This window comes from Agrobacterium tumefaciens (assembly GCF_005221325.1).
GTDB lineage: Bacteria > Pseudomonadota > Alphaproteobacteria > Rhizobiales > Rhizobiaceae > Agrobacterium.
In genome coordinates this window covers 1,020,862-1,040,204 of sequence record NZ_CP039888.1, presented here as the reverse complement: position 1 = coordinate 1,040,204, position 19,343 = coordinate 1,020,862, and the positions used below count along the sequence as shown (strand labels likewise).

Annotated in this window: 16 protein-coding genes; 8 read left to right on the top strand and 8 right to left on the bottom strand. The window is 58.6% G+C overall.

Annotation, left to right across the window (positions count from 1 at the left end; genetic code table 11):
- Window positions 1-129: 129 nt before the first annotated feature.
- From CFBP5499_RS05480 to clpP, 5 genes are all read right to left on the bottom strand, one after another.
- On the bottom strand, window positions 130-2,328 hold the full coding sequence (locus CFBP5499_RS05480; RefSeq protein ID WP_080825279.1) for an esterase-like activity of phytase family protein: 2,199 nt from the start codon (window positions 2,326-2,328) through the stop codon (window positions 130-132).
- A 342-nt stretch (window positions 2,329-2,670) separates the two neighbouring features.
- Window positions 2,671-2,946: a DNA-binding protein HupB gene (hupB, locus tag CFBP5499_RS05475; RefSeq protein WP_006312721.1), complete on the bottom strand. Its 276-nt coding sequence runs from the start codon at window positions 2,944-2,946 to the stop codon at window positions 2,671-2,673.
- Between the two features lie 288 nt (window positions 2,947-3,234).
- The gene (gene lon / locus CFBP5499_RS05470; RefSeq protein ID WP_137066250.1) at window positions 3,235-5,652 is read right to left on the bottom strand and encodes an endopeptidase La; all 2,418 of its coding nucleotides are present in this window, start codon (window positions 5,650-5,652) and stop codon (window positions 3,235-3,237) included.
- Between the two features lie 414 nt (window positions 5,653-6,066).
- The gene (gene clpX / locus CFBP5499_RS05460) at window positions 6,067-7,344 is read right to left on the bottom strand and encodes an ATP-dependent Clp protease ATP-binding subunit ClpX (RefSeq protein WP_003496489.1); all 1,278 of its coding nucleotides are present in this window, start codon (window positions 7,342-7,344) and stop codon (window positions 6,067-6,069) included.
- A gap of 289 nt (window positions 7,345-7,633) precedes the next feature.
- Complete coding sequence (clpP, locus tag CFBP5499_RS05455) at window positions 7,634-8,266, bottom strand: ATP-dependent Clp endopeptidase proteolytic subunit ClpP (RefSeq protein ID WP_003502355.1); 633 nt, start codon at window positions 8,264-8,266, stop codon at window positions 7,634-7,636.
- A 449-nt stretch (window positions 8,267-8,715) separates the two neighbouring features.
- On the opposite strand from clpP, the gene CFBP5499_RS05450 reads away from it, so the two are divergent.
- Window positions 8,716-9,963 (top strand): GGDEF domain-containing protein, encoded by a 1,248-nt coding sequence (locus CFBP5499_RS05450; RefSeq protein WP_080825281.1) that lies wholly within the window; start codon window positions 8,716-8,718, stop codon window positions 9,961-9,963.
- A gap of 87 nt (window positions 9,964-10,050) precedes the next feature.
- Window positions 10,051-11,298, top strand: a complete 1,248-nt coding sequence (locus CFBP5499_RS05445) for a cytochrome P450 (protein WP_080825282.1) — start codon at window positions 10,051-10,053, stop codon at window positions 11,296-11,298.
- A gap of 38 nt (window positions 11,299-11,336) precedes the next feature.
- On the opposite strand, the gene CFBP5499_RS05440 is transcribed toward CFBP5499_RS05445, so the two are convergent.
- From CFBP5499_RS05440 to CFBP5499_RS05430, 3 genes are all read right to left on the bottom strand, one after another.
- The gene (locus tag CFBP5499_RS05440; protein WP_080825283.1) at window positions 11,337-11,681 is read right to left on the bottom strand and encodes a cupin domain-containing protein; all 345 of its coding nucleotides are present in this window, start codon (window positions 11,679-11,681) and stop codon (window positions 11,337-11,339) included.
- Window positions 11,682-11,694: 13 nt separating this feature from the next.
- Window positions 11,695-12,978, bottom strand: coding sequence for an O-acetylhomoserine aminocarboxypropyltransferase (locus tag CFBP5499_RS05435; protein WP_080825284.1), 1,284 nt, complete (start codon window positions 12,976-12,978; stop codon window positions 11,695-11,697).
- Between the two features lie 73 nt (window positions 12,979-13,051).
- A complete protein-coding gene (locus CFBP5499_RS05430; protein WP_080825285.1) occupies window positions 13,052-13,486 on the bottom strand; it encodes a CoA-binding protein in 435 nt (144 codons plus the stop codon).
- 902 nt (window positions 13,487-14,388) lie between these two features.
- On the opposite strand from CFBP5499_RS05430, the gene CFBP5499_RS05420 reads away from it, so the two are divergent.
- The 6 genes from CFBP5499_RS05420 to CFBP5499_RS05395 all read left to right on the top strand — a co-directional run bounded on the left by CFBP5499_RS05420 (window position 14,389) and on the right by CFBP5499_RS05395 (window position 19,342).
- A complete protein-coding gene (locus CFBP5499_RS05420) occupies window positions 14,389-15,225 on the top strand; it encodes an EamA family transporter (RefSeq protein ID WP_080825286.1) in 837 nt (278 codons plus the stop codon).
- Window positions 15,226-15,477: 252 nt separating this feature from the next.
- Window positions 15,478-15,942, top strand: a complete 465-nt coding sequence (gene rplM, locus CFBP5499_RS05415; protein WP_006312738.1) for a 50S ribosomal protein L13 — start codon at window positions 15,478-15,480, stop codon at window positions 15,940-15,942.
- Between the two features lie 2 nt (window positions 15,943-15,944).
- Window positions 15,945-16,412: a 30S ribosomal protein S9 gene (gene rpsI, locus CFBP5499_RS05410; protein WP_003496509.1), complete on the top strand. Its 468-nt coding sequence runs from the start codon at window positions 15,945-15,947 to the stop codon at window positions 16,410-16,412.
- Window positions 16,413-16,543: 131 nt separating this feature from the next.
- Window positions 16,544-17,497 carry an agmatinase gene (gene speB, locus CFBP5499_RS05405; RefSeq protein ID WP_080825287.1) on the top strand — a complete coding sequence of 318 codons (954 nt, stop codon included), beginning with the start codon at window positions 16,544-16,546 and terminating at the stop codon, window positions 17,495-17,497.
- Between the two features lie 70 nt (window positions 17,498-17,567).
- Window positions 17,568-18,500, top strand: coding sequence for an N-acetyl-gamma-glutamyl-phosphate reductase (gene argC, locus CFBP5499_RS05400; RefSeq protein WP_080825288.1), 933 nt, complete (start codon window positions 17,568-17,570; stop codon window positions 18,498-18,500).
- Window positions 18,497-19,342 (top strand): aminoglycoside phosphotransferase family protein, encoded by an 846-nt coding sequence (locus CFBP5499_RS05395; protein WP_080825289.1) that lies wholly within the window; start codon window positions 18,497-18,499, stop codon window positions 19,340-19,342. The genes argC and CFBP5499_RS05395 overlap by 4 nt, the downstream gene beginning before the upstream one ends.
- The last annotated feature ends 1 nt before the right edge of the window (window position 19,343 follow it).

Genomic DNA, 19,343 nt, shown 5'->3' with positions numbered 1-19,343 from the left:
CAATACCGATATTGCGGCTTGCCTCTTGATGGATCGTTCAAGATTGGCGACGGCCGAGGCGGCTCTCCTCGCCAAATAAAAAAGCCGGGCATTGCCCGGCTTTTCTCTTTTCTATGCCATTCAGCGTAATCAGTTGATCGCCTTCAGATTGACGGTGAAGAACAGCGTCTCGCCGGAGGAATCATCGACACCGTCATTGTCGGTCACGGCATAGGCAGTTCCAGCCTTGTCGAAGGTGAAGCCTTCGAGCTTGTCGACGACGTAGCCGTTAGTCTGAGCCTTGAGATCGGGCAGGAAGTCATGCGCTTCCTGCTTGGCGACCAGCGGTAGTTCGCCACCGATCTTGCCCGGCTTCAGGTCGGTGATCGCGACTCGGTAGAGCTTCTTGATCCCGGCCTTGTCGCCAATCTGGTTGTCGCGTTCGACGATATAGACATTATCGCCATGCGCGGTGATTTCAGAAAGGCCGACCCAGCCGGCCTCGGTCTTGTCAAGCGGGTAACGCACGGCGCCCCATTCCTTGGACTTCGGATTATAGGAGACGAGCTTGACGAAGCCCTTCTCATCCGTGCCCCATTCGCGCTGCACGGCCATCCAGAGCGTCGCATCATCACCCTTGCCGACCATGGTCACGCCTTCGAAACCGAAGCGGGTGTCGCCAGCGAGCAGTTCCTTTGGCAGTGCGATCTCGGCCTTGATCTCGCCCTTGGCGTTGACGTTGTAGAGCGCGTGGGACACGAGCTTGGCGCTGTCGCCTTCCGAGGCCAGCCAGAAGCCGCCCTTGCCGTCCAGCGTGATGCCTTCGATATCAAGTTTCTGGGCCGCGATACCGTCACGCTTGACGCGAAGGACGCTGGTGATGGTGGCGGGCTTCTTCGTCGCATCGATGGTGTAGATCGACGGCTGGTTGCCGTAGACCGAGTCAGACACGGCATAGAGAATGCCGGGCTTTTCGGCATCGCCAACCAGACCGGAAAGAGCACCCCAGCCGATCGGCGCGCCATCGACGGTGGCGGAAACGAGCTGCGGATAGGCCGCCTGGCCTTCAGCGCGCTCATAGAGCATGACGTGCGAGCGAACGCCGCCGTCCTCGACCAGATCGACCTCATTTGCCGTGACAAGAAGATTGCGCGACGGAATGGCAACGGCGCCTTCCGGCGAAACGCCCGAAGGCAGCAACTGGGTCAGTTCCGGCTCTTTGCCGGTGTCCCTGTAGACCGCGACGACGGAGGCGCGCTCGGCAAGTACGAAGAAATATTTCTGATCGCCGAAGGTTGCCGCTTCCAGACCTTCCGGCTCGATGCCCTTGGCCTTGGAGCGCTTCTCCGGGTAGTGACCGATGGCTGCAACCGCGTGTTCGAGCGAAGCACCGGCTTCATAAAGAAGCTTTCCGGTCTTGTCGAAGATGGTGAAGCCGCGCGAACCGCCCTGCCAGTCGCCTTCATTGGCAATGACGATACGGTCATTGTCCAGCCACTTCACCGCATCCGGCTCGCGCTTGCGGCCTTCCTGCTTGTCGGTGAACTTCAGCTGGCCATCGGTCTTGGTGTCGATGCCTTCAAGATCAACCTTGCCGGCGGAGAAATGCGTCTTCACCGTGCCGGTCTTGCCGTCGATGATGACGATATGATTGTTTTCCTGCATCGTGAGCGCGATCTCGCCATTGGCGTTGATCGACACGAATTCAGGCTCCGGATCCTCAGGGGAGATTTCGGCAAGGCCGGTCACGTCGATCTTCTTCAGGGTCGCGCAATCGGCAACGCCGTTCTTCAGACCGACCGTCACGAGATAGCCGGCCGGCATCTGCGGCAGGGCGCCTTCATTCACCTCTTCGTCGCGCTCGTTTTCGATCGCGATGGCGGCAAAGGTCTTGTCCGGGGAAACGGCAACAGAATCGGGCTGGCCGCCAAGATCACAGCTCGCCTCGATCTTCCTGGTGGCAATATCGACCGTCACCAGCTTGCCGGACGGCTTTGCACGGTTTTCCGACGTGTTGACGCCGGCCAGGACCTTCGCACCGGCAACGGAAACCGAAGTCGGTTCACCCTGCAGCAACAACGCGCCGCCGGCCTTGGGGGCCTTCGCGTCGGTGATGTCGATGAAACCGATGCCGCCAAGCGGGCTGTCCGAATAGATCAGCGTCTTGCCATCTTCACTGGCGGTGATGATTTCAGCCGAGGTGACGGACTTGGCGTCCTTGTCCGCAGGCAGGTTCTTCGCTACCGGGAAAGACGCGATGCGGTTGAAAACCGGCTCGGCAGCGGCCGGGAAGGCAGCGGATGTGAGCAGTACCGCCGTCAAAGCCATATGAGAAAATCGGAACGCCATTTTAATCCCCCTTGGATCCAGAAATACCCCATGGCTTCTGCGTCAAAGACGTGACAGTGGCATGACATTTCATGGCGGAGAATCAAAAAGCCCGGCCATGGAGGCCGGGCTTTCGTGTTTATGCGCACATTCCGTGTTTCGAAACGCCGTGTGTCCGGATGGAAGCTACACAGGCGTCTCGAGACTTTCAATCCAACCATACGGGGTGAAACCGGGGCCGCCCGAAAGAGCTTTCGAAGGCCACCTCACACCTGATGATGGCATGAGCGCGTTACAACATGTTTCCTCGTGAACCTGAAAAACCGCCCGCCCGCCGCCGGGCGTCGCGGCTTTTCGGAAACCTTACGAGTTGACAGCGTCCTTCAGGCCCTTGCCTGCGGAAAACTTCGGCACGTTGCGAGCCGGGATATCGACTTCAGCACCCGTGGAAGGGTTACGGCCCTTGGAGGCTTCACGACGGCTTACGGAGAAGCTGCCGAAGCCGGCGAGACGGATATCGCCACCGTTCTTCAGTTCGCCCTGTACGGTTTCGAATACGGCATCAACAGCGGAAGCAGCATCTGCCTTCGTGAGACCAGCCTTTTCGGCAACAGCAGAGACGAGCTCGTTCTTGTTCATGTTTCCACCCCTTTCAATGGTTTGAAACGACTAAAATTAAGCCGGCGCAGAATACATTCGCATCCGCGCACAGCAACTCAAAAGCGCTGGAATCGCCTGAAAAACAAGGGGTCTGCGATTTTTTTCACAAAAAAGGCCGACATTTCTGCCGGCCTTCCACATATTCGTGCCAATTTGGCATCAGTTGCGCGGAGCTGAGCACCGCGTATGCGCTCTGACACCTAACACATTGATTCTATGCACTGCCCGTCGCGAAAGGCGATTCCCGCCCTCGCGACGATGCATCCATCAATGCGCGATCGTCTGGTTGCCGTCGTCGACACCTTCGACCGTTGCGATAACAGGCGTCTCGATGCTGCCGTCCCACTCAATGGGTTCCGGCTGGCGGATGAGCGCGTGCTTGATAACCTCGCCCATGCGCGAAACCGGGATGATCTCCATCTCGTTCTTCACGTTATCCGGAATCTCCGCCAAATCCTTGGCGTTTTCTTCCGGAATCAGCACCTTCTTGATGCCGCCGCGCAGAGCCGCAAGCAGCTTTTCCTTCAGGCCGCCGATGGGCAGTACGCGACCACGAAGCGTGATCTCGCCCGTCATCGCCACATCCTTCGAGACCGGAATGCCGGTCATGATGGAAACTATGGCGGTTGCCATGGCGACACCGGCAGACGGTCCGTCCTTCGGGGTTGCCCCTTCCGGAACGTGAACGTGGATGTCGCTCTTGTCGAAACGCGGCGGTTCGATGCCGAAGTCCACGGCGCGCGAGCGAACATAGGAGGCCGCCGCCGAAATGGATTCCTTCATCACTTCCTTGAGGTTGCCGGTGACCGTCATGCGGCCCTTGCCCGGCATCATCACGCCTTCGATGGTGAGCAACTCACCGCCGACTTCCGTCCAGGCCAGACCGGTGACGACACCGACCTGATCCTCGCGCTCGGCCTCGCCGTGGCGGAACCGCGGAACGCCCAGATAATCCTCGATGTTTGCAGCAGTGACCGCAACGGACTTGGATTTACCCTTGATGATTTCGGTCACCGCCTTGCGGGCAAGCTTCATCAATTCGCGTTCAAAGTTGCGCACACCGGCTTCGCGTGTGTACTGCTGGCTGATGGCCATAAGGGCATCGTCGCTGACCGAGAACTCTTCCGGACGCAGGGCATGTTCCTTGATCGCCTTCGGCAACAGGTGACGCTTGGCGATTTCGCGTTTTTCGTCTTCCGTATAACCGGCGATGCGGATCACTTCCATACGGTCCATCAGGGGGCCCGGAATGTTCAGCGTGTTGGCCGTGGTCACGAACATCACGTCGGACAGATCGTATTCCACTTCAAGGTAGTGGTCCATGAAGGTGGAGTTCTGTTCCGGATCGAGAACCTCGAGCAGAGCAGACGACGGATCGCCACGGAAATCCATGCCCATCTTGTCGATTTCGTCGAGCAGGAAGAGCGGGTTCGCCTTCTTGGCCTTCTTCATCGACTGGACGATCTTGCCCGGCATGGAGCCGATATAGGTACGGCGGTGACCGCGGATTTCCGCCTCGTCCCGAACGCCACCCAGCGCCATGCGGACATATTCGCGGCCGGTCGCCTTGGCGATCGACTTGGCGAGCGAGGTCTTGCCGACGCCCGGAGGGCCGACGAGGCACAGGATGGGTCCGCGAATCTTGGTGGCGCGCGCCTGCACGGCCAGATATTCGACGATGCGTTCCTTGACCTTGTCCAGACCGAAGTGATCCTGATCCAGGATCGTCTCGGCGGCGTTGAGGTCGGTCTTGATCTTCGACTTCTTGCCCCAGGGCAGACCCAGCAGCCAGTCCAAATAGTTGCGCACGACGGTCGCTTCCGCGGACATCGGGCTCATCTGGCGAAGCTTCTTCATTTCCGCCTCGGCCTTGTCCTTGGCCTCCTTGGAAAGCTTGGTCTTGGCGATGCGCTCTTCCAGCTCGGCCATCTCGTCACGGCCGTCTTCGCCGTCGCCGAGTTCCTTCTGGATCGCCTTCATCTGTTCGTTCAGGTAATATTCGCGCTGCGTCTTCTCCATCTGGCGCTTGACGCGCGAGCGGATACGCTTCTCAACCTGAAGCACGGAAATTTCGCCTTCCATGAAGCCGAGCGCCTTTTCAAGCCGCTGCTTCACGCTGACGGTTTCCAGCATTTCCTGCTTTTCGGTGATCTTGATCGACAGGTGCGAAGCGACCGTATCGGCCAGCTTCGAATAATCGTCGATCTGGCCGGCAGCGCCGACAACCTCGGGCGAAATCTTCTTGTTGAGCTTCACATAGCTCTCGAACTCCGAAACGACCGAACGCGACAGCGCCTCGATCTCGACCGGATCTTCGGCAGGTTCCTGCAACGGCGTCGCGGAGGCTTCGTAGAAATCCTCGCGGCCGGTATATTCATCGATCTGGGCGCGGCCCTTGCCTTCCACCAGCACCTTCACGGTGCCGTCGGGCAGCTTCAGGAGCTGGAGAACGTTGGCCACCGTGCCGACCTTGTGGATAGCGTCCGGGGTCGGATCGTCATCGCTGGCATTGATCTGGGTGACAAGCATGATCTGCTTGTCCGAACCCATGACTTCCTCGAGCGCGCGAATGGATTTTTCCCGCCCGACGAACAGGGGAACGATCATATGCGGGAAAACGACAATGTCGCGCAGGGGAAGTACCGGATAGGTACCGCCAGATGCCGCAGACGTGATGTTCGTCATATCATTTCCTTTCCATGGTCCCTTTCGGGACACTTTGCCGGACATCTTGGGGGCATCCGGCATATTCATTTCTCGAGACTGAAAGTGGAGTTTCGAAACACCGATTTCAAGTCGCCGGAAGAGACAGCCCCGCGCACCGGCAAGACCGTAAAACTCAACAAAACCCAGCGCCGGCTATACTCCCGACATTTCCGGTTATCCTTAAGAGCCAGGAACCGGGTCGCCGACGGCAATTCACATTTCCGTCATATCGCGCTGCAAATCAGTTGTAAGACTTTATCAGCAAAGCGCAATCCGCTCCAAACGCAAAATCTGGCTTCGCCAAGTTAAGCGCAAGTTTCGGGGCCCCGGCACAACAGAAAAGGCCCGCACGGGTGCGGGCCTTTCAAATTCACCATAGACCGGATCAGCCAATCAGGCCGAAACGTTGGTCTTTTCTTCCTGACGATCCGCATAGATGTAGAGCGGACGTGCGACACCGCTGACAACGTCGTTGGAGATAACAACCTCGCGTACGCCTTCCAGGGTCGGCAGTTCGAACATGGTATCCAGCAGGATCTTTTCCATGATCGAGCGCAGGCCGCGGGCGCCGGTCTTGCGGGTGATCGCCTTGCGGGCGATCTCGCGCAGCGCGTCCTCGTGGAAGGTCAGTTCCACATCTTCCATCTCAAACAGGCGCTGGTACTGCTTGACGAGCGCGTTCTTCGGCTCGGACAGGATTTGGATCAGCGCATCTTCATCGAGGTCTTCCAGCGTTGCGAGAACCGGCAGACGGCCGATGAATTCCGGGATAAGACCGAACTTCACCAGATCTTCCGGCTCCAGCTCGCGCAGCACTTCGCCCACACGACGATCGTCTTCCGCCTTGACGGTCGCACCGAAGCCGATTGAGGTCTTTTCACCACGGGCCGAGATGATCTTGTCGAGGCCGGCAAAGGCGCCACCGCAGATGAACAGGATGTTGGTCGTATCCACCTGCAGGAATTCCTGCTGCGGATGCTTGCGGCCGCCCTGCGGCGGAACGGAAGCGACCGTGCCTTCCATGATCTTCAGAAGCGCCTGCTGAACGCCCTCGCCCGACACGTCGCGCGTGATGGACGGGTTGTCCGACTTGCGGGAAATCTTGTCGACTTCGTCGATATAGACGATGCCGCGCTGGGCGCGTTCGACGTTGTAATCCGCAGACTGCAACAGCTTCAGGATGATGTTTTCCACGTCCTCGCCGACATAACCGGCTTCGGTCAGCGTCGTTGCATCCGCCATGGTGAAGGGAACGTCGATGATGCGGGCGAGCGTCTGGGCAAGATAGGTCTTGCCGCAACCCGTCGGACCGACGAGCATGATGTTCGACTTCGCAAGCTCGACATCGCCATTCTTGGAGGCGTGCGCGAGGCGCTTGTAATGGTTGTGAACGGCCACCGACAGGATTTTCTTCGCCTGTTTCTGACCGATGACATATTCGTCGAGGATCTTGATGATGTCCTGCGGGGTGGGAACACCCTCGCGCGACTTCACCATCGACGTCTTGTTCTCCTCGCGGATGATGTCCATGCACAATTCGACGCATTCATCGCAGATGAATACTGTCGGTCCGGCAATGAGTTTCCGGACTTCGTGCTGGCTCTTGCCGCAGAATGAACAATAGAGTGTATTTTTAGAGTCGCCGCCGTTGCTGCCGCTGACTTTGCTCATATCTCTTTCCTTCCAGCACGCCGCAGGTCCGCCAAACGGATCGCGGTCAACTTACCGCCCGCAGATACGACAGCCCTTGGGGTGCATCGCCGTATCCGCCTCGTTTCCCGGGGTACTAACCGGTATCAGATACATGAGCTGACCACCGGCTGCAACGAATTCCCCATCAAACAAGGCTACGTCATAAAAACTCAACATAGCCTTTATATACTAATATCGCTTTCTGTTGCGGTTGAAAGCCCCGAAATTACTTTTGCGGGGTCAAACAAACGTCAGAAAGCGGCGCGCCTCAATTCGCGGCGGCGCCTTCGATTTCCTGGCGTGAGGTCAGGATCTTGTCGATCACACCCCATTCCTTCGCCTCGTCTGCATCCATGAAATGGTCGCGATCAAGGGTTTTTTCAACCTCTTCAAGCGTGCGGCCGGTATGCTTGACGTAGACTTCATTCAGGCGGCGCTTCATCTTGATGATGTCGCGGGCGTGGCGCTCGATATCCGATGCCTGGCCCTGGAAGCCGCCGGAAGGCTGATGCACCATGATGCGGGCATTCGGGGTGGCGAAACGCATACCCTTTTCGCCGGCAGCCAGAAGCAGCGAGCCCATGGATGCCGCCTGGCCGACGCAGAGCGTCGAAACCGCGGGGCGAATGAACTGCATCGTATCGTAGATCGCCATGCCGGCGGTCACGACGCCACCCGGCGAATTGATGTAGAGCGCGATTTCCTTCTTCGGGTTTTCAGCCTCGAGGAAAAGGAGCTGCGCGCAGACGAGCGACGCCATCTGGTCTTCCACCGGGCCGGTGAGGAAAATGATGCGTTCCTTGAGAAGACGGGAAAATATGTCGTAGGAGCGTTCGCCGCGATTGGTCTGCTCAACGACCATCGGCACCAGAGCCATGGCGGTATCAACTGGATTTTTCATGTCCGTCCTTTGTCAACTCTGCCCTTCGCGGAAAACCGCTCCGGAATCACTTCTAACCTTCATTCTCCCTACATAGAGTGTCCCTGCCCCGTACTTCAAGACACGAAGCCGCATATCCTTAACGGCTCAACAGCGTTTGCAGGCCGTCGGGGCCGGCTTGGCAGGGGTTTCGAACCAGCCGTGGCCGGCCGAGGCCCTTTCACCCGCCGCCACCATTTTTTAATATGGCGGGCGGTGGAGGCAAAAATTGCCTTCCATGCACAGATATAACTTCTCACCGGCAAGAACTCGTTAGGTATTTACTGCTGATACTGCCCAGCGAATTTCCGGTTCCCATCAGGGAATGGCCCTTCCGGGCGAAATGGCAGCACAACAATTCCAGCGGGCATAACGCATCTCGTGCGAAAGAGCCTGCTTTTACCGCATGATGGCGCAGATAGGATTTTGCAATGCTGGATGCAAAGACGAGCACGCTACTGTGGGCGGCGGAGACGTTCACCCTTGCCGTGCTTTTGGGAACGTTGTGGCTGCACCGCCCTTCCCGCCGGCATACTCTCTATTTCGCCGCCGGTTTCCTCGCCACAGGCTTCGGCACCGTCATGGTGGCGCTTCGCGGGGATATTTCCAGTTTTCTGTCCATTCAGGTCGGCAATACGCTGGCGCTTTCCGCCTTCGGTTTCTGGCTCGCGGGCCTGCTATGTCTGGAGCAGCGCAAACTCGGCGGCTGGATTGCCATTCCGGCCCTGCTGTGGATCGCCGGAATGTTCGTGCCGTCAGTGCGTGAAGACATGGTCGCTCGCATCCTGCTTTATCATGCCAGCGCGGCCACGGGCTATTTCATGCTCGCCGGCGTGCTTCTGGCCAGCAGGGCCCGCGGATCACGTAGCCGAAAGGTACTGGCCACGATCCTGATCCTGCAGGCTTTTGCCGGAGCGATCGTCGCATCCATCGTCATCCCGGCCAATGCCGCTATTCCCAATGCCATTCCCATGACATCGGCGCTCTCCATTTCCGGCATGCTCGGCTTTACAGCCATCATCATGATCAGCGCCAAGATCATCATGGAGGATACGGAGATTCGTCTTCACCGGCTCGCCATGACCGATCATCTCACCGGCGTCCTCAACCGGCGCGGTCTGCTGGAGGAGTTCGAACACATCAAGAAGCGCTCGCACGGCTCCGACCGCTACGTGGCGCTGGTTCTCTTCGACATCGATCATTTCAAGAAGATCAATGACAGATACGGACATCAGTCCGGCGATGCCGTGCTTGTGCATTTCTGCAATATCGCGCAGCGCGTGATCGGCGATCGCGGCCTTTTCGTCCGGATGGGCGGCGAGGAATTCGCGCTGGTGGCCGAAGTCGATAGCCCCTCCAGCACCGTGACCCTTGCGGAATCCATCCGTAGCAATCTGCGTCTTTCGAAGATCACCGCACGCAGCGAAGCCATCAAGGTGACGACCAGCGTCGGCATATCCGAAGCCCTGATCAAGGATGCCGATCTGAGCGTGATGATGACCGAGGCCGACCGTGCGCTTTATGCCGCCAAGAAGGCCGGGCGCAACCGGACCGTCATCCATGTGAATTCGGCCAATGTCGTCGTGCCCGCCCCGGACCGGGACGAAAACCCGATGGACAACAATGCGGACCGGCAGGTCGCGGCACTGAACCGGATATCCGCCATCGCCAGCCGGTGAGGATATCGCCATATGGTGACAGGTGACGGCACCCACCAGCCGTTTCCCGCCCTTCCCAAAGCGCCAGACGCGGATTAGACCAACAGCATGACAGCGACATTTCCCTTTCTCAAAATCGATCCCGCCACCCGCCGTGTTTCACTTAACGCCCGCGATCCGGCCTTCTACAACGATCCGAACCCGGTTTATGCCGCCCTGCACGCGCAATGTCCCACCTTCTACTGGGAAGAGCAGCGACAATGGTTTTTCACCTGTTATGACCATGTCAGCACGCTGCTGCGCGACCGCCGGTTCGGGCGGCAGATCCTGCATGTGGCAAGTCGTGAAGAGATCGGCCTTCCGGAGCCCCTTGACCATGTGAAGCATTTCGACCTGGCCGAGCAGCATTCGCTTCTGGAGCTGGAGCCACCGGAGCACACGCGGCTGCGTACGCTGATCAACCGCGCCTTCGTTTCGCGGCATGTCGACAAGATGAAGCCGGAAATCGAGGAACTCGCCAACCGCCTGATCGACGCCTTCGAAGCGAATGGCGAGACAGAGCTGCTTTCCTCCTATGCCGATATCATTCCGGTGACGATGATCGCCCGCATGATCGGCATTCCCGAGGAGATGGGGCCGCAGCTTTTGAAATGGTCACATGCCTATGTCGGCATGTACATGTTCAAGCGCACGCCCGAAGACGAGCTTCTGGCCGACAAGGCCGCGCAGGAATTTTCAGATTATGTGCGCAGCGTGATCGCCGAGCGGCGGGCGGAGCCGAAGGACGATCTCTTGAGCCACATGATCCATGCGGAGCACAAGGGCCAGTACCTGACTGACGACGAGCTGGTCTCCACCACCATCGTGCTCTTGAATGCCGGTCACGAGGCGACGGTGCACCAGATCGGCAATTCCGTGCGCATCATCCTGGAAAGCGGCATCGCCCCCGAGACCCTCTTCCATGACGAAACGGCCACGGAACGCACGGTTGAGGAAACGCTGCGCATCTGCGCGCCGGTCCATATCTTCCAGCGCTGGGTCCTCGAACCGGTCGAGATCGACGGCGTGCAGTTCAAGCGTGGCGACAAGGTCAGCCTCATCCTGGCCGCCGCCAACCTCGATCCGGCAAAATTTTCTGATCCTCTCGCCTTCCTGCCGGATCGGAACGAGGGCGCCAACGTCTCCTTCGGCGCCGGCATCCATTTCTGCATCGGCGCGCCGCTTGCGAGACTGGAGCTCAATCTCGCCCTGCCCCTGCTTTTCAAACGCCTGCCGGGCCGGAAGATCGCCGAGCCGCCCAAGGTGAAGGACGTCTATCATTTCCATGGTCTGGAGCGGCTCGATCTGGCGTGGTGAAATCTGGTTGTTAAAGGATTCGAAGGCAGCATCCGGCTTCAAAGCCGGATGACGTAATCCTTCCGCGTCGTTTCCAAGACCTCCCAGGTGCCTGTGAAGCCTGGGCGCAAGACCAGCCGGTCGCCCGGCCGCAGATCACGCGGTGAACCGCCGTCCTCGGTCAGGATGGAATGGCCTTCGAGAATGTTGAAATATTCCCATTCATCATAGACCACCCGCCATTTGCCCGGCGTGGACTGCCAGATGCCGGCATAGATGCCGCCGGGGGCCTCTTCGAGATTCCACGTCGTGAATCTGGGATCACCTGATATCAGTCTTTCCGGCGCGGGTGCGCCGTGTTCCGCCTCAACCGTGCTGCTTTCAAAAGACACGAGATTTGTCATCGCGGCAGGGTCCTCAGATTTTTGCAAATGATTGTTCGAGATCGGCGATGATGTCCTTGACGTCTTCGATGCCGATCGACAGGCGCACCACATCCGGCCCGGCGCCGGCCGCCGTCTGCTGTTCCGGTGTCAGCTGGGCATGGGTGGTGGAGGCCGGGTGGATGACGAGCGAGCGCGTATCGCCGATATTGGCGAGATGGGAGAAAAGCTGCAGCCCTTCCACCAGCGCCTTGCCGGCGGCATAACCGCCCTTGACGCCGAAGGTGAAGACCGAGCCCGCCCCCTTCGGCGAATAATGCTGCTGGATGGCGTGGTTGTCGCTATCCTCCAGGCCCGCATAATGCACCCAGCCGACCTTGGGATGCGCCTTCAGCCATTGCGCGACGGCGAGCGCATTGTCGGAATGGCGCTGAACGCGCAGCGGCAGCGTCTCTATTCCAGTCAGGATGAGGAAGGCGTTGAAGGGCGAGATGGCCGGGCCGAGATCACGCAGTCCCAGAACGCGGCAAGCGATGGCAAAGGCGAAATTGCCGAAGGTCTGGTGCAGCACGACGCCGGAATATTCCGGCCGCGGCTGCGACAGCGCCGGGAACTTATCAGTCGCCGACCAATCGAAGGTGCCGCCATCGACAATGATGCCGCCCATGGAATTGCCGTGTCCGCCAAGAAATTTCGTCAGCGAATGCAACACGATATCCGCGCCGTGTTCCAGTGGCCGCAGCAGATAGGGGCTCGCCATGGTGTTGTCGACGATGAGCGGCAGGCCGTGACGGTGGGCGATATCGGCAATCGCGGCGATATCGACGAAGGTGCCGCCGGGATTAGCAAGGCTTTCGATGAAGACGGCGCGCGTGCGCTCATCGATCTGCGCCTCGAAGCTCGCCGGATCTGCGGCATCCGCCCAGCGCACCTGCCAGTCGAAACCCTTGAAGGCGTGGCCGAACTGGTTGATCGAGCCACCATAAAGCTGGCGGGCCGCGACGAAATTATCGCCGGATTGCATGAGCGTATGGAAAACCAGCAACTGCGCCGCATGACCGGAAGCGACGGCGAGCGCCGCCGTGCCGCCTTCAAGCGCCGCCACGCGCTCCTCCAGAACGGCCTGGGTAGGGTTCATGATGCGGGTGTAGATATTGCCGAACTCTTTCAGCCCGAACAAAGCGGCGGCGTGATCGGCGTCGCGGAAGGCATAGGCCGTCGTCTGATAAATCGGCGTCGCGCGTGCGCCGGTGGTCGGATCAGGCTGCGCGCCCGCGTGAACGGCCAGCGTCGAAAATCCGGGATTGTTGCTCGACATTATGTTTCCTCCATTGGAATTTTGAAGGGATCATAATGTCTTGGCGTCAAATGATAAGTGCAATCCGTACCAACTATCGCGCAATATTGAGACGCGGATACTCAATTGCGGGGCAACGGTCCATCACCACTTCGATGCCATAGGCTTCCGCCTTGGCGGCGGCATTGTCGTCGCGAACGGAAAGCTGGCCCCAGATAACCCGTGGCCTTTCGGGCAGCAAAATCGCCTCTTCGACAATGGTCGACAAATATTCCGGCGCGCGGAAAACATCGATCATATCGATCGCCTCCGGGATATCGGCGAGCCTGGCATAGACCTTCTGCCCCAATATCTCCTTGCCCGCCTGCCCTGGATTGACCGGAAACACACGGTAACCCTTTGACAGCAGAAAGCGCATCACGCCGTGGCTCGGCCTGTCGGGGTTGGGAGAAGCGCCGAGCAGGGCGATGGTTTTGACGTCAGTCAGAATTCTTCTGAGATAGTCGGGCTCGTAAGTATCATGCTGCATGTCAACTTATCCCTTTTGGAACGTCACCTGGTTTGAAGAACGCCAGCGCAAATCCGCCATCTGAAAGCCCCCCGAGCATAGCGTCTCCTGCATAATTTCGCGAACAATGCCCTGAAGCTATCGATCGCGCCCGCCCCTCCCATCTAGGAAGCCTCTTCATCCTCTTGAACCCCCGTCCGCCTGAAAATCGCTGCCAGGGAGGGGTGACCGTCTCGCGACGGTCATTTTTCGTCCACGCAAAATGATTTCAACAAACAGGGGAATTCAGATTTTATTGACTATTTATGTCCAGTTTTCCCAGATGACGCAGACAGGCCTGAATACCGGCGCAAACAACATTGACGTGCAATTCATGCGCCATTCGTCTCCTGTTTGTTTTCATTCCGTTCACAGTTAAATTAGGCATATCTAATTTTCAAAAAGTTATGTCGGAAACCAATCAATATATCTAACTGCAACGTTACAGTTTGGTATTGGTAAGATTTAAGAAATTTATTTTCAACTCTTTCATCCTCAAATTGATACACCCTGCCTTCAAAATACGAACGGGATATCAGCGGGAATATTTGACAGATGAGGTCGTATTTTCAACCGAAACAAGCCCTGACGTCGAACTGCAGCCGTGCATCCGGCGCTGGCGCCGGGTTATGACAGATGAAATCCTGAGCAGAACGCCCCATCGCGCCCGCGCAAAATCATTCCGCTTCCCCATAACATGCACAAAGCGCAAATTTTACGCGTGTAGCAATATCTGCGGCGATTACGCCGGGCTTGGACAGTTCCCGCGGCTAAAAACACGCGCCCAATAATCGGAAAGCGCTCGCCACATCGCCGAAAATCGATTCCGGTTTTCAAACCAATGCTATAGGTTGCTCAAAGTAGCCGGCGAGCGAGTCTCTATTGTGACATTTGACATTCTTCTTCTGGTGCTTCTCGGCGCGGTGCTGCATGCCGGATGGAATGCGCTGGTCAAATCCGGATCCGACAAATCGCTGGACGCCTCGCTGATTGCGGCAGGGGCTGCGGCCTGCTCCTTACCCTTCCTGCCTTTCCTGCCCTTTCCCGCGCCGGTGGCCATTCCTTTTCTGATTGCCTCGGCCGTTCTGCAATTCGCCTATTTCCGCCTTGTCGCCGCCGCCTATACGATCGGCGATATCGGCCTCGTCTATCCCGTCATGCGCGGCGTTGCTCCGTTGATCGTGGCGGCAACGAGCAGCCTGTTCCTCAGCGAGGTTTTAAGTCCTCTCGCCCTCGCCGGCATCGCTGTCATCTCTGCGGGTATCCTGACGCTCGCTTTCGAAGCGCGGCGCGGCGGCGGAAAGGCGATCCTCGTCGCCCTTCTCAACGCCTTCGTGATCGCTTCCTACACTTTCGTCGACGGCGTGGGAGCGCGGCTTTCCGGTAATGCGATCTCCTATACGCTGTGGATGTCGCTTCTGCCGCCGGTGCTGCTGTTCGGTTTTGCCTTTTACCAGCGTGGCGTCGGCCCGGTCGCGCGGCATGTGCGGCGCAACTGGTGGCGCGGCCTGATCGGCGGCGGCGGCTCCATTCTGTCCTACGGTCTGGCGCTTTATGCCATGACCAAGGCCCCCGTCGCCGTCGTCGCGGCGCTCCGTGAAACCTCGATTCTCTTTGCGCTGGTGATCTCCGTCGTCATCCTGAAGGAACGCGCCAGCATCTGGCGTTATCTCGCCGGCGGCATCATTGCAGCGGGCGTTCTGGTGATGCGGCTCGGTTAAAATGGGTCAATTTTATGGGGTAAAATAATACCCCATTGCTAACGTGCTGTTTTTATTTGTTTATTTTTACAGCCTGCAAAATCGGTCATATTGACGCTTTCACCCACACACCGTATAAGCGCGCCAGATCGGATTCCAGCCGGAATAGGGTCATTTGCGGTTGCCTTTAACGGCAACCAAATCAAGCAACAAGAAACGCCCGTATGCTCTTTTGTCAAGAGTGTGACGGGTCCACGTTAGAAAGTGAAATCCATGTCTACTTTCGTTCAGAAGCCCGCTGAGGTGGAGAAGAAGTGGATCATCATCGACGCCGAAGGCCTCGTTGTTGGTCGCCTCGCCACCATCGTTGCAACCCGCCTGCGCGGCAAGCACAAGGCTACCTTTACCCCCCACGTTGATGATGGCGACAACGTCATCGTTATCAATGCGGAAAAGGTTGCCTTCACCGGCAAGAAGTATTCCGACAAGAAGTACTACTGGCACACCGGTCACCCGGGTGGCATCAAGGAGCGCACCGCTCGCCAGATCATCGAAGGCCGCTTCCCGGAGCGCGTCGTTGAAAAGGCTATCGAGCGCATGATCCCGCGCGGCCCGCTCGGCCGTCGCCAGATGAAGAACCTGCGCGTTTACGCCGGCTCGAACCACCCGCACGAAGCACAGCAGCCCACCGTTCTCGACGTGGCCGCGCTTAACAAGAAGAACGTAAGGAGCGCCTGATAATGGCCGATCTTTCCTCTCTGAAAGACCTCGCCCCGGCATCGGAAGCTTCGGCTCCCGTGCACGTCCGCAAGGTTGACACCCTCGGCCGCTCCTACGCGACCGGCAAGCGCAAGAACGCCGTAGCCCGCGTATGGGTTAAGGCCGGTTCTGGCAAGATCATCATCAACGGCCGCGATTTCACCACGTATTTCGCACGTCCGGTTCTGCAGATGATCCTCCAGCAGCCGCTGGTCGCAGCTGCCCGTTCGGGTCAGTTCGACATCATTGCAACGGTTGCAGGCGGCGGTCTTTCCGGCCAGGCCGGTGCCGTACGTCACGGTGTTTCCAAGGCTCTCACCTACTTCGAACCGGGCCTGCGCTCCGTTCTGAAGAAGGGTGGCTTCCTGACCCGCGACAGCCGTGTTGTCGAGCGTAAGAAGTACGGTAAGGCCAAGGCCCGCCGGTCCTTCCAGTTCTCCAAGCGTTAATCGCTTCCAAGAACGGTTCGTTCAGAACTTCGAAAGGCGGGGCTTCGGCTCCGCCTTTTTTCATGGCTATTCTCCCTTGTTTTTTCGGCGAGAAGGCAGCACCTTCAGCGCAAAACGCGATGGGGTGACATATGCCGGCCAAAACAATCGACCATGCCTTTACCTCGACAACGCTGACTTCGGCCGCCACCGACCCGACCCATGCGGGCGTCCTCTCCTTCATGCGGCGTAAATACACGAAGAACCTCAAGGGTGTTTCGACGGCCGTGTGGGGTATTCCCTTTGACGCGGCAACCTCCAACCGGCCGGGTGCGCGCTTCGGGCCGCAAGCCATCCGCCGTGCTTCGGCGATCTTCGACAATGATCCGCAATATCCCTTCGCGCGCGATCTTTTCGCCCATATGCCGACCATCGATTATGGCGACTGTCTGCTCGACTACGGCAACCATTGGAAAACACCCGATACGATCGAAACAGAAGCGCGCAGCATCATTTCCAAGACGGATTATCTGCTGACGCTGGGCGGGGATCACTTCATCACCTGGCCATTGCTGAAAGCGCATGTGGCCAAGCATGGGCGGCTGGCGCTGGTGCAGTTCGATGCGCATCAGGACACCTGGTTCGATGATGGCAAGCGCATCGACCACGGCTCCTTTGTGGCCCGCGCCGTGCGCGACGGGCTGATAGACCCGGACCGTTCGATCCAGATCGGTATCCGCACCCATGCGCCTGACGATTTCGGCATCCGCGTTCTCCATGGTTACGAAGTGGAAGAAATGCGGGCGAGCGATATTGCTTCGCTGATCGTCAAGCACACGGGCGGTATGCCCACCTACCTGACCTTCGATATCGATTGCCTCGACCCCGCTTTTGCACCGGGGACCGGCACACCCGTCGCCGGTGGGCCGACCAGCGCCAAAATACTCTCGGTTCTGCGCGGGCTCGGAAAACTCGATATTCGCGGCTCCGATGTCGTGGAAGTCGCACCCGCTTACGACCATGCTGATATTACCGCCATTGCCGGAGCCACCGTTGCAATGTATATGCTTGGCCTGCGCGCCGAACGGCTGGCGAAGGCCGGCTGACAACGAGGCCGACACTTAGAAAAATGATTCCGATTAATCTCGCAACCCTTTGAAAAGTCAGGACAAGGACATGACAGCGAAGATCTTCATCGATGGCGAACACGGCACCACGGGTCTGCAGATCCGCACGCGCCTTGCCGGTCGCCGCGATATTGAACTGCTGTCCATTCCCGAAGCGGAGCGCCGCAATGCCGCGATGCGCGAGGATATGCTCAACAACGCCGACATTTCGATCCTCTGCCTGCCGGATGATGCCTCGAAGGAGGCCGTCTCCATGGTGGCCGGCAACAACAATGTCCGCATCATCGACACCTCGACCGCCTATCGCGTTCATCAGGACTGGGCTTACGGTTTTGCCGAAATGGATCGGGATCAGGGCGAGAAGGTTCGTTCCGCCCGTTTCGTCGCCAATCCGGGTTGCTACCCGACCGGCGCGATCGCGCTTCTGCGTCCGCTGCGCGCCGCGGGCCTCCTGCCCGATGGTTATCCGGTCAGCGTCAATGCGGTCTCCGGTTACACCGGCGGCGGCAAACAGATGATCGCGCAGATGGAAGACCAGAGCCGCGACGACGCGATCAGCGCCAATAATTTCCTGTATGGCCTGACGCTGAAGCACAAGCATGTGCCGGAAATGACCATTCACGGCCAGCTCGACCGCGCACCGCTGTTTGCGCCCTCCGTCGGACGTTTCCCGCAGGGCATGATCGTCCAGGTTCCGCTGTTTGCTGCGGACCTTTCGGAAGGCACTGATATCGAAACCATCCATGCCGCGCTGACCGCGCACTATGCGGGTCAGGACATCGTCAGCGTCGTGCCGCTTGCCGAAAGCAAGGGGCTTTCCCGCATCGATGCCGAGGAACTGGCCGGCAAGGACACGATGAAGCTCTTCGTCTTCGGTACGCCGGATGGTGAGCATATTAATCTCGTGGCGCTGCTCGACAATCTCGGCAAGGGCGCGTCCGGCGCGGCGGTGCAGAACATGGAGTTGATGCTCTCCGCATGAGCAGCAAGACACCGTCTTTTCCGGCCTCGTGGAATATCGAGGCCGCGAAACGCATCGCCGATACACCGGCCGGTATCGTGTATGAGCTGATGCGCAAGGACGGCTCCCTTGCCATTGCCAAGGTTCTGAAAAAGAAGGTGCTGAAAGACAGTCTACGCGGCGCGGATTTCATCGCATGGCGCGCGGGTATCGGCTGCGTCGAACTGCTCGACTGTTCCGACAACATTCTACTGATGGAACATGCCGGCAAGGAGACCCTTCGCGACGTGCTGTTCCGCGACGGCAACGACGATGCCACCACGGAAATCGCCGCCGAGGTCCTGCTTAGATATCACCAGCCATCCGAACAGCCGCCGCCGTCCAGCCTGCTGACGCTGCCGCTCTATTTCGAAAGCCTGTTCCGCAAGGCCGAGCAGGATCGTTCCGACGGGATCGACAGCCCCTTTGTCGAGGCAGCGAGGCTTGCGCAGACGCTGATTGACCAGCAGCGGGATATCAAGCCGCTGCATGGCGATCTGCACCACGAGAATATCATGCACAGCGATCGCGGCTGGATCATCATCGACCCGGCGGGCCTGATCGGCGATGCGGCATTCGATGTCGCCAACATGTTCTCCAATCCGCTCGACCGTTTCGACCTCACCCGCAGCGAAGCACGCATTGCTTCCATGGCGGCAATCTTTTCCCGGACGCTGCAACGGAACGAACGGCTGTTGCTGCAATATGCCTTCGCCTATGGCTGCCTTTCGGCCACCTGGCACGAAGAGGACGAAAATGCGCAAGAGCGCGACAACGAACTCGCCGTCGCGGCAACAATCAAGGCAGTCCTGAAACAGTTTTGAG

What these genes read in the sequence shown, in the direction of transcription:
- clpP (WP_003502355.1), bottom strand. Translation starts at nt 8,266, where the DNA reads ATGAAAAATCCAGTTGATACCGCCATGGCTCTGGTGCCGATGGTCGTT.
- CFBP5499_RS05395 (WP_080825289.1), top strand. Translation starts at nt 18,497, where the DNA reads ATGAGCAGCAAGACACCGTCTTTTCCGGCCTCGTGGAATATCGAGGCC.
- CFBP5499_RS05450 (WP_080825281.1), top strand. Translation starts at nt 8,716, where the DNA reads ATGCTGGATGCAAAGACGAGCACGCTACTGTGGGCGGCGGAGACGTTC.
- CFBP5499_RS05480 (WP_080825279.1), bottom strand. Translation starts at nt 2,328, where the DNA reads ATGGCGTTCCGATTTTCTCATATGGCTTTGACGGCGGTACTGCTCACA.
- clpX (WP_003496489.1), bottom strand. Translation starts at nt 7,344, where the DNA reads ATGAGCAAAGTCAGCGGCAGCAACGGCGGCGACTCTAAAAATACACTC.
- argC (WP_080825288.1), top strand. Translation starts at nt 17,568, where the DNA reads ATGACAGCGAAGATCTTCATCGATGGCGAACACGGCACCACGGGTCTG.
- speB (WP_080825287.1), top strand. Translation starts at nt 16,544, where the DNA reads ATGCCGGCCAAAACAATCGACCATGCCTTTACCTCGACAACGCTGACT.
- lon (WP_137066250.1), bottom strand. Translation starts at nt 5,652, where the DNA reads ATGACGAACATCACGTCTGCGGCATCTGGCGGTACCTATCCGGTACTT.
- CFBP5499_RS05430 (WP_080825285.1), bottom strand. Translation starts at nt 13,486, where the DNA reads ATGCAGCATGATACTTACGAGCCCGACTATCTCAGAAGAATTCTGACT.
- rplM (WP_006312738.1), top strand. Translation starts at nt 15,478, where the DNA reads ATGTCTACTTTCGTTCAGAAGCCCGCTGAGGTGGAGAAGAAGTGGATC.
- hupB (WP_006312721.1), bottom strand. Translation starts at nt 2,946, where the DNA reads ATGAACAAGAACGAGCTCGTCTCTGCTGTTGCCGAAAAGGCTGGTCTC.
- CFBP5499_RS05440 (WP_080825283.1), bottom strand. Translation starts at nt 11,681, where the DNA reads ATGACAAATCTCGTGTCTTTTGAAAGCAGCACGGTTGAGGCGGAACAC.
- CFBP5499_RS05445 (WP_080825282.1), top strand. Translation starts at nt 10,051, where the DNA reads ATGACAGCGACATTTCCCTTTCTCAAAATCGATCCCGCCACCCGCCGT.
- CFBP5499_RS05435 (WP_080825284.1), bottom strand. Translation starts at nt 12,978, where the DNA reads ATGTCGAGCAACAATCCCGGATTTTCGACGCTGGCCGTTCACGCGGGC.
- rpsI (WP_003496509.1), top strand. Translation starts at nt 15,945, where the DNA reads ATGGCCGATCTTTCCTCTCTGAAAGACCTCGCCCCGGCATCGGAAGCT.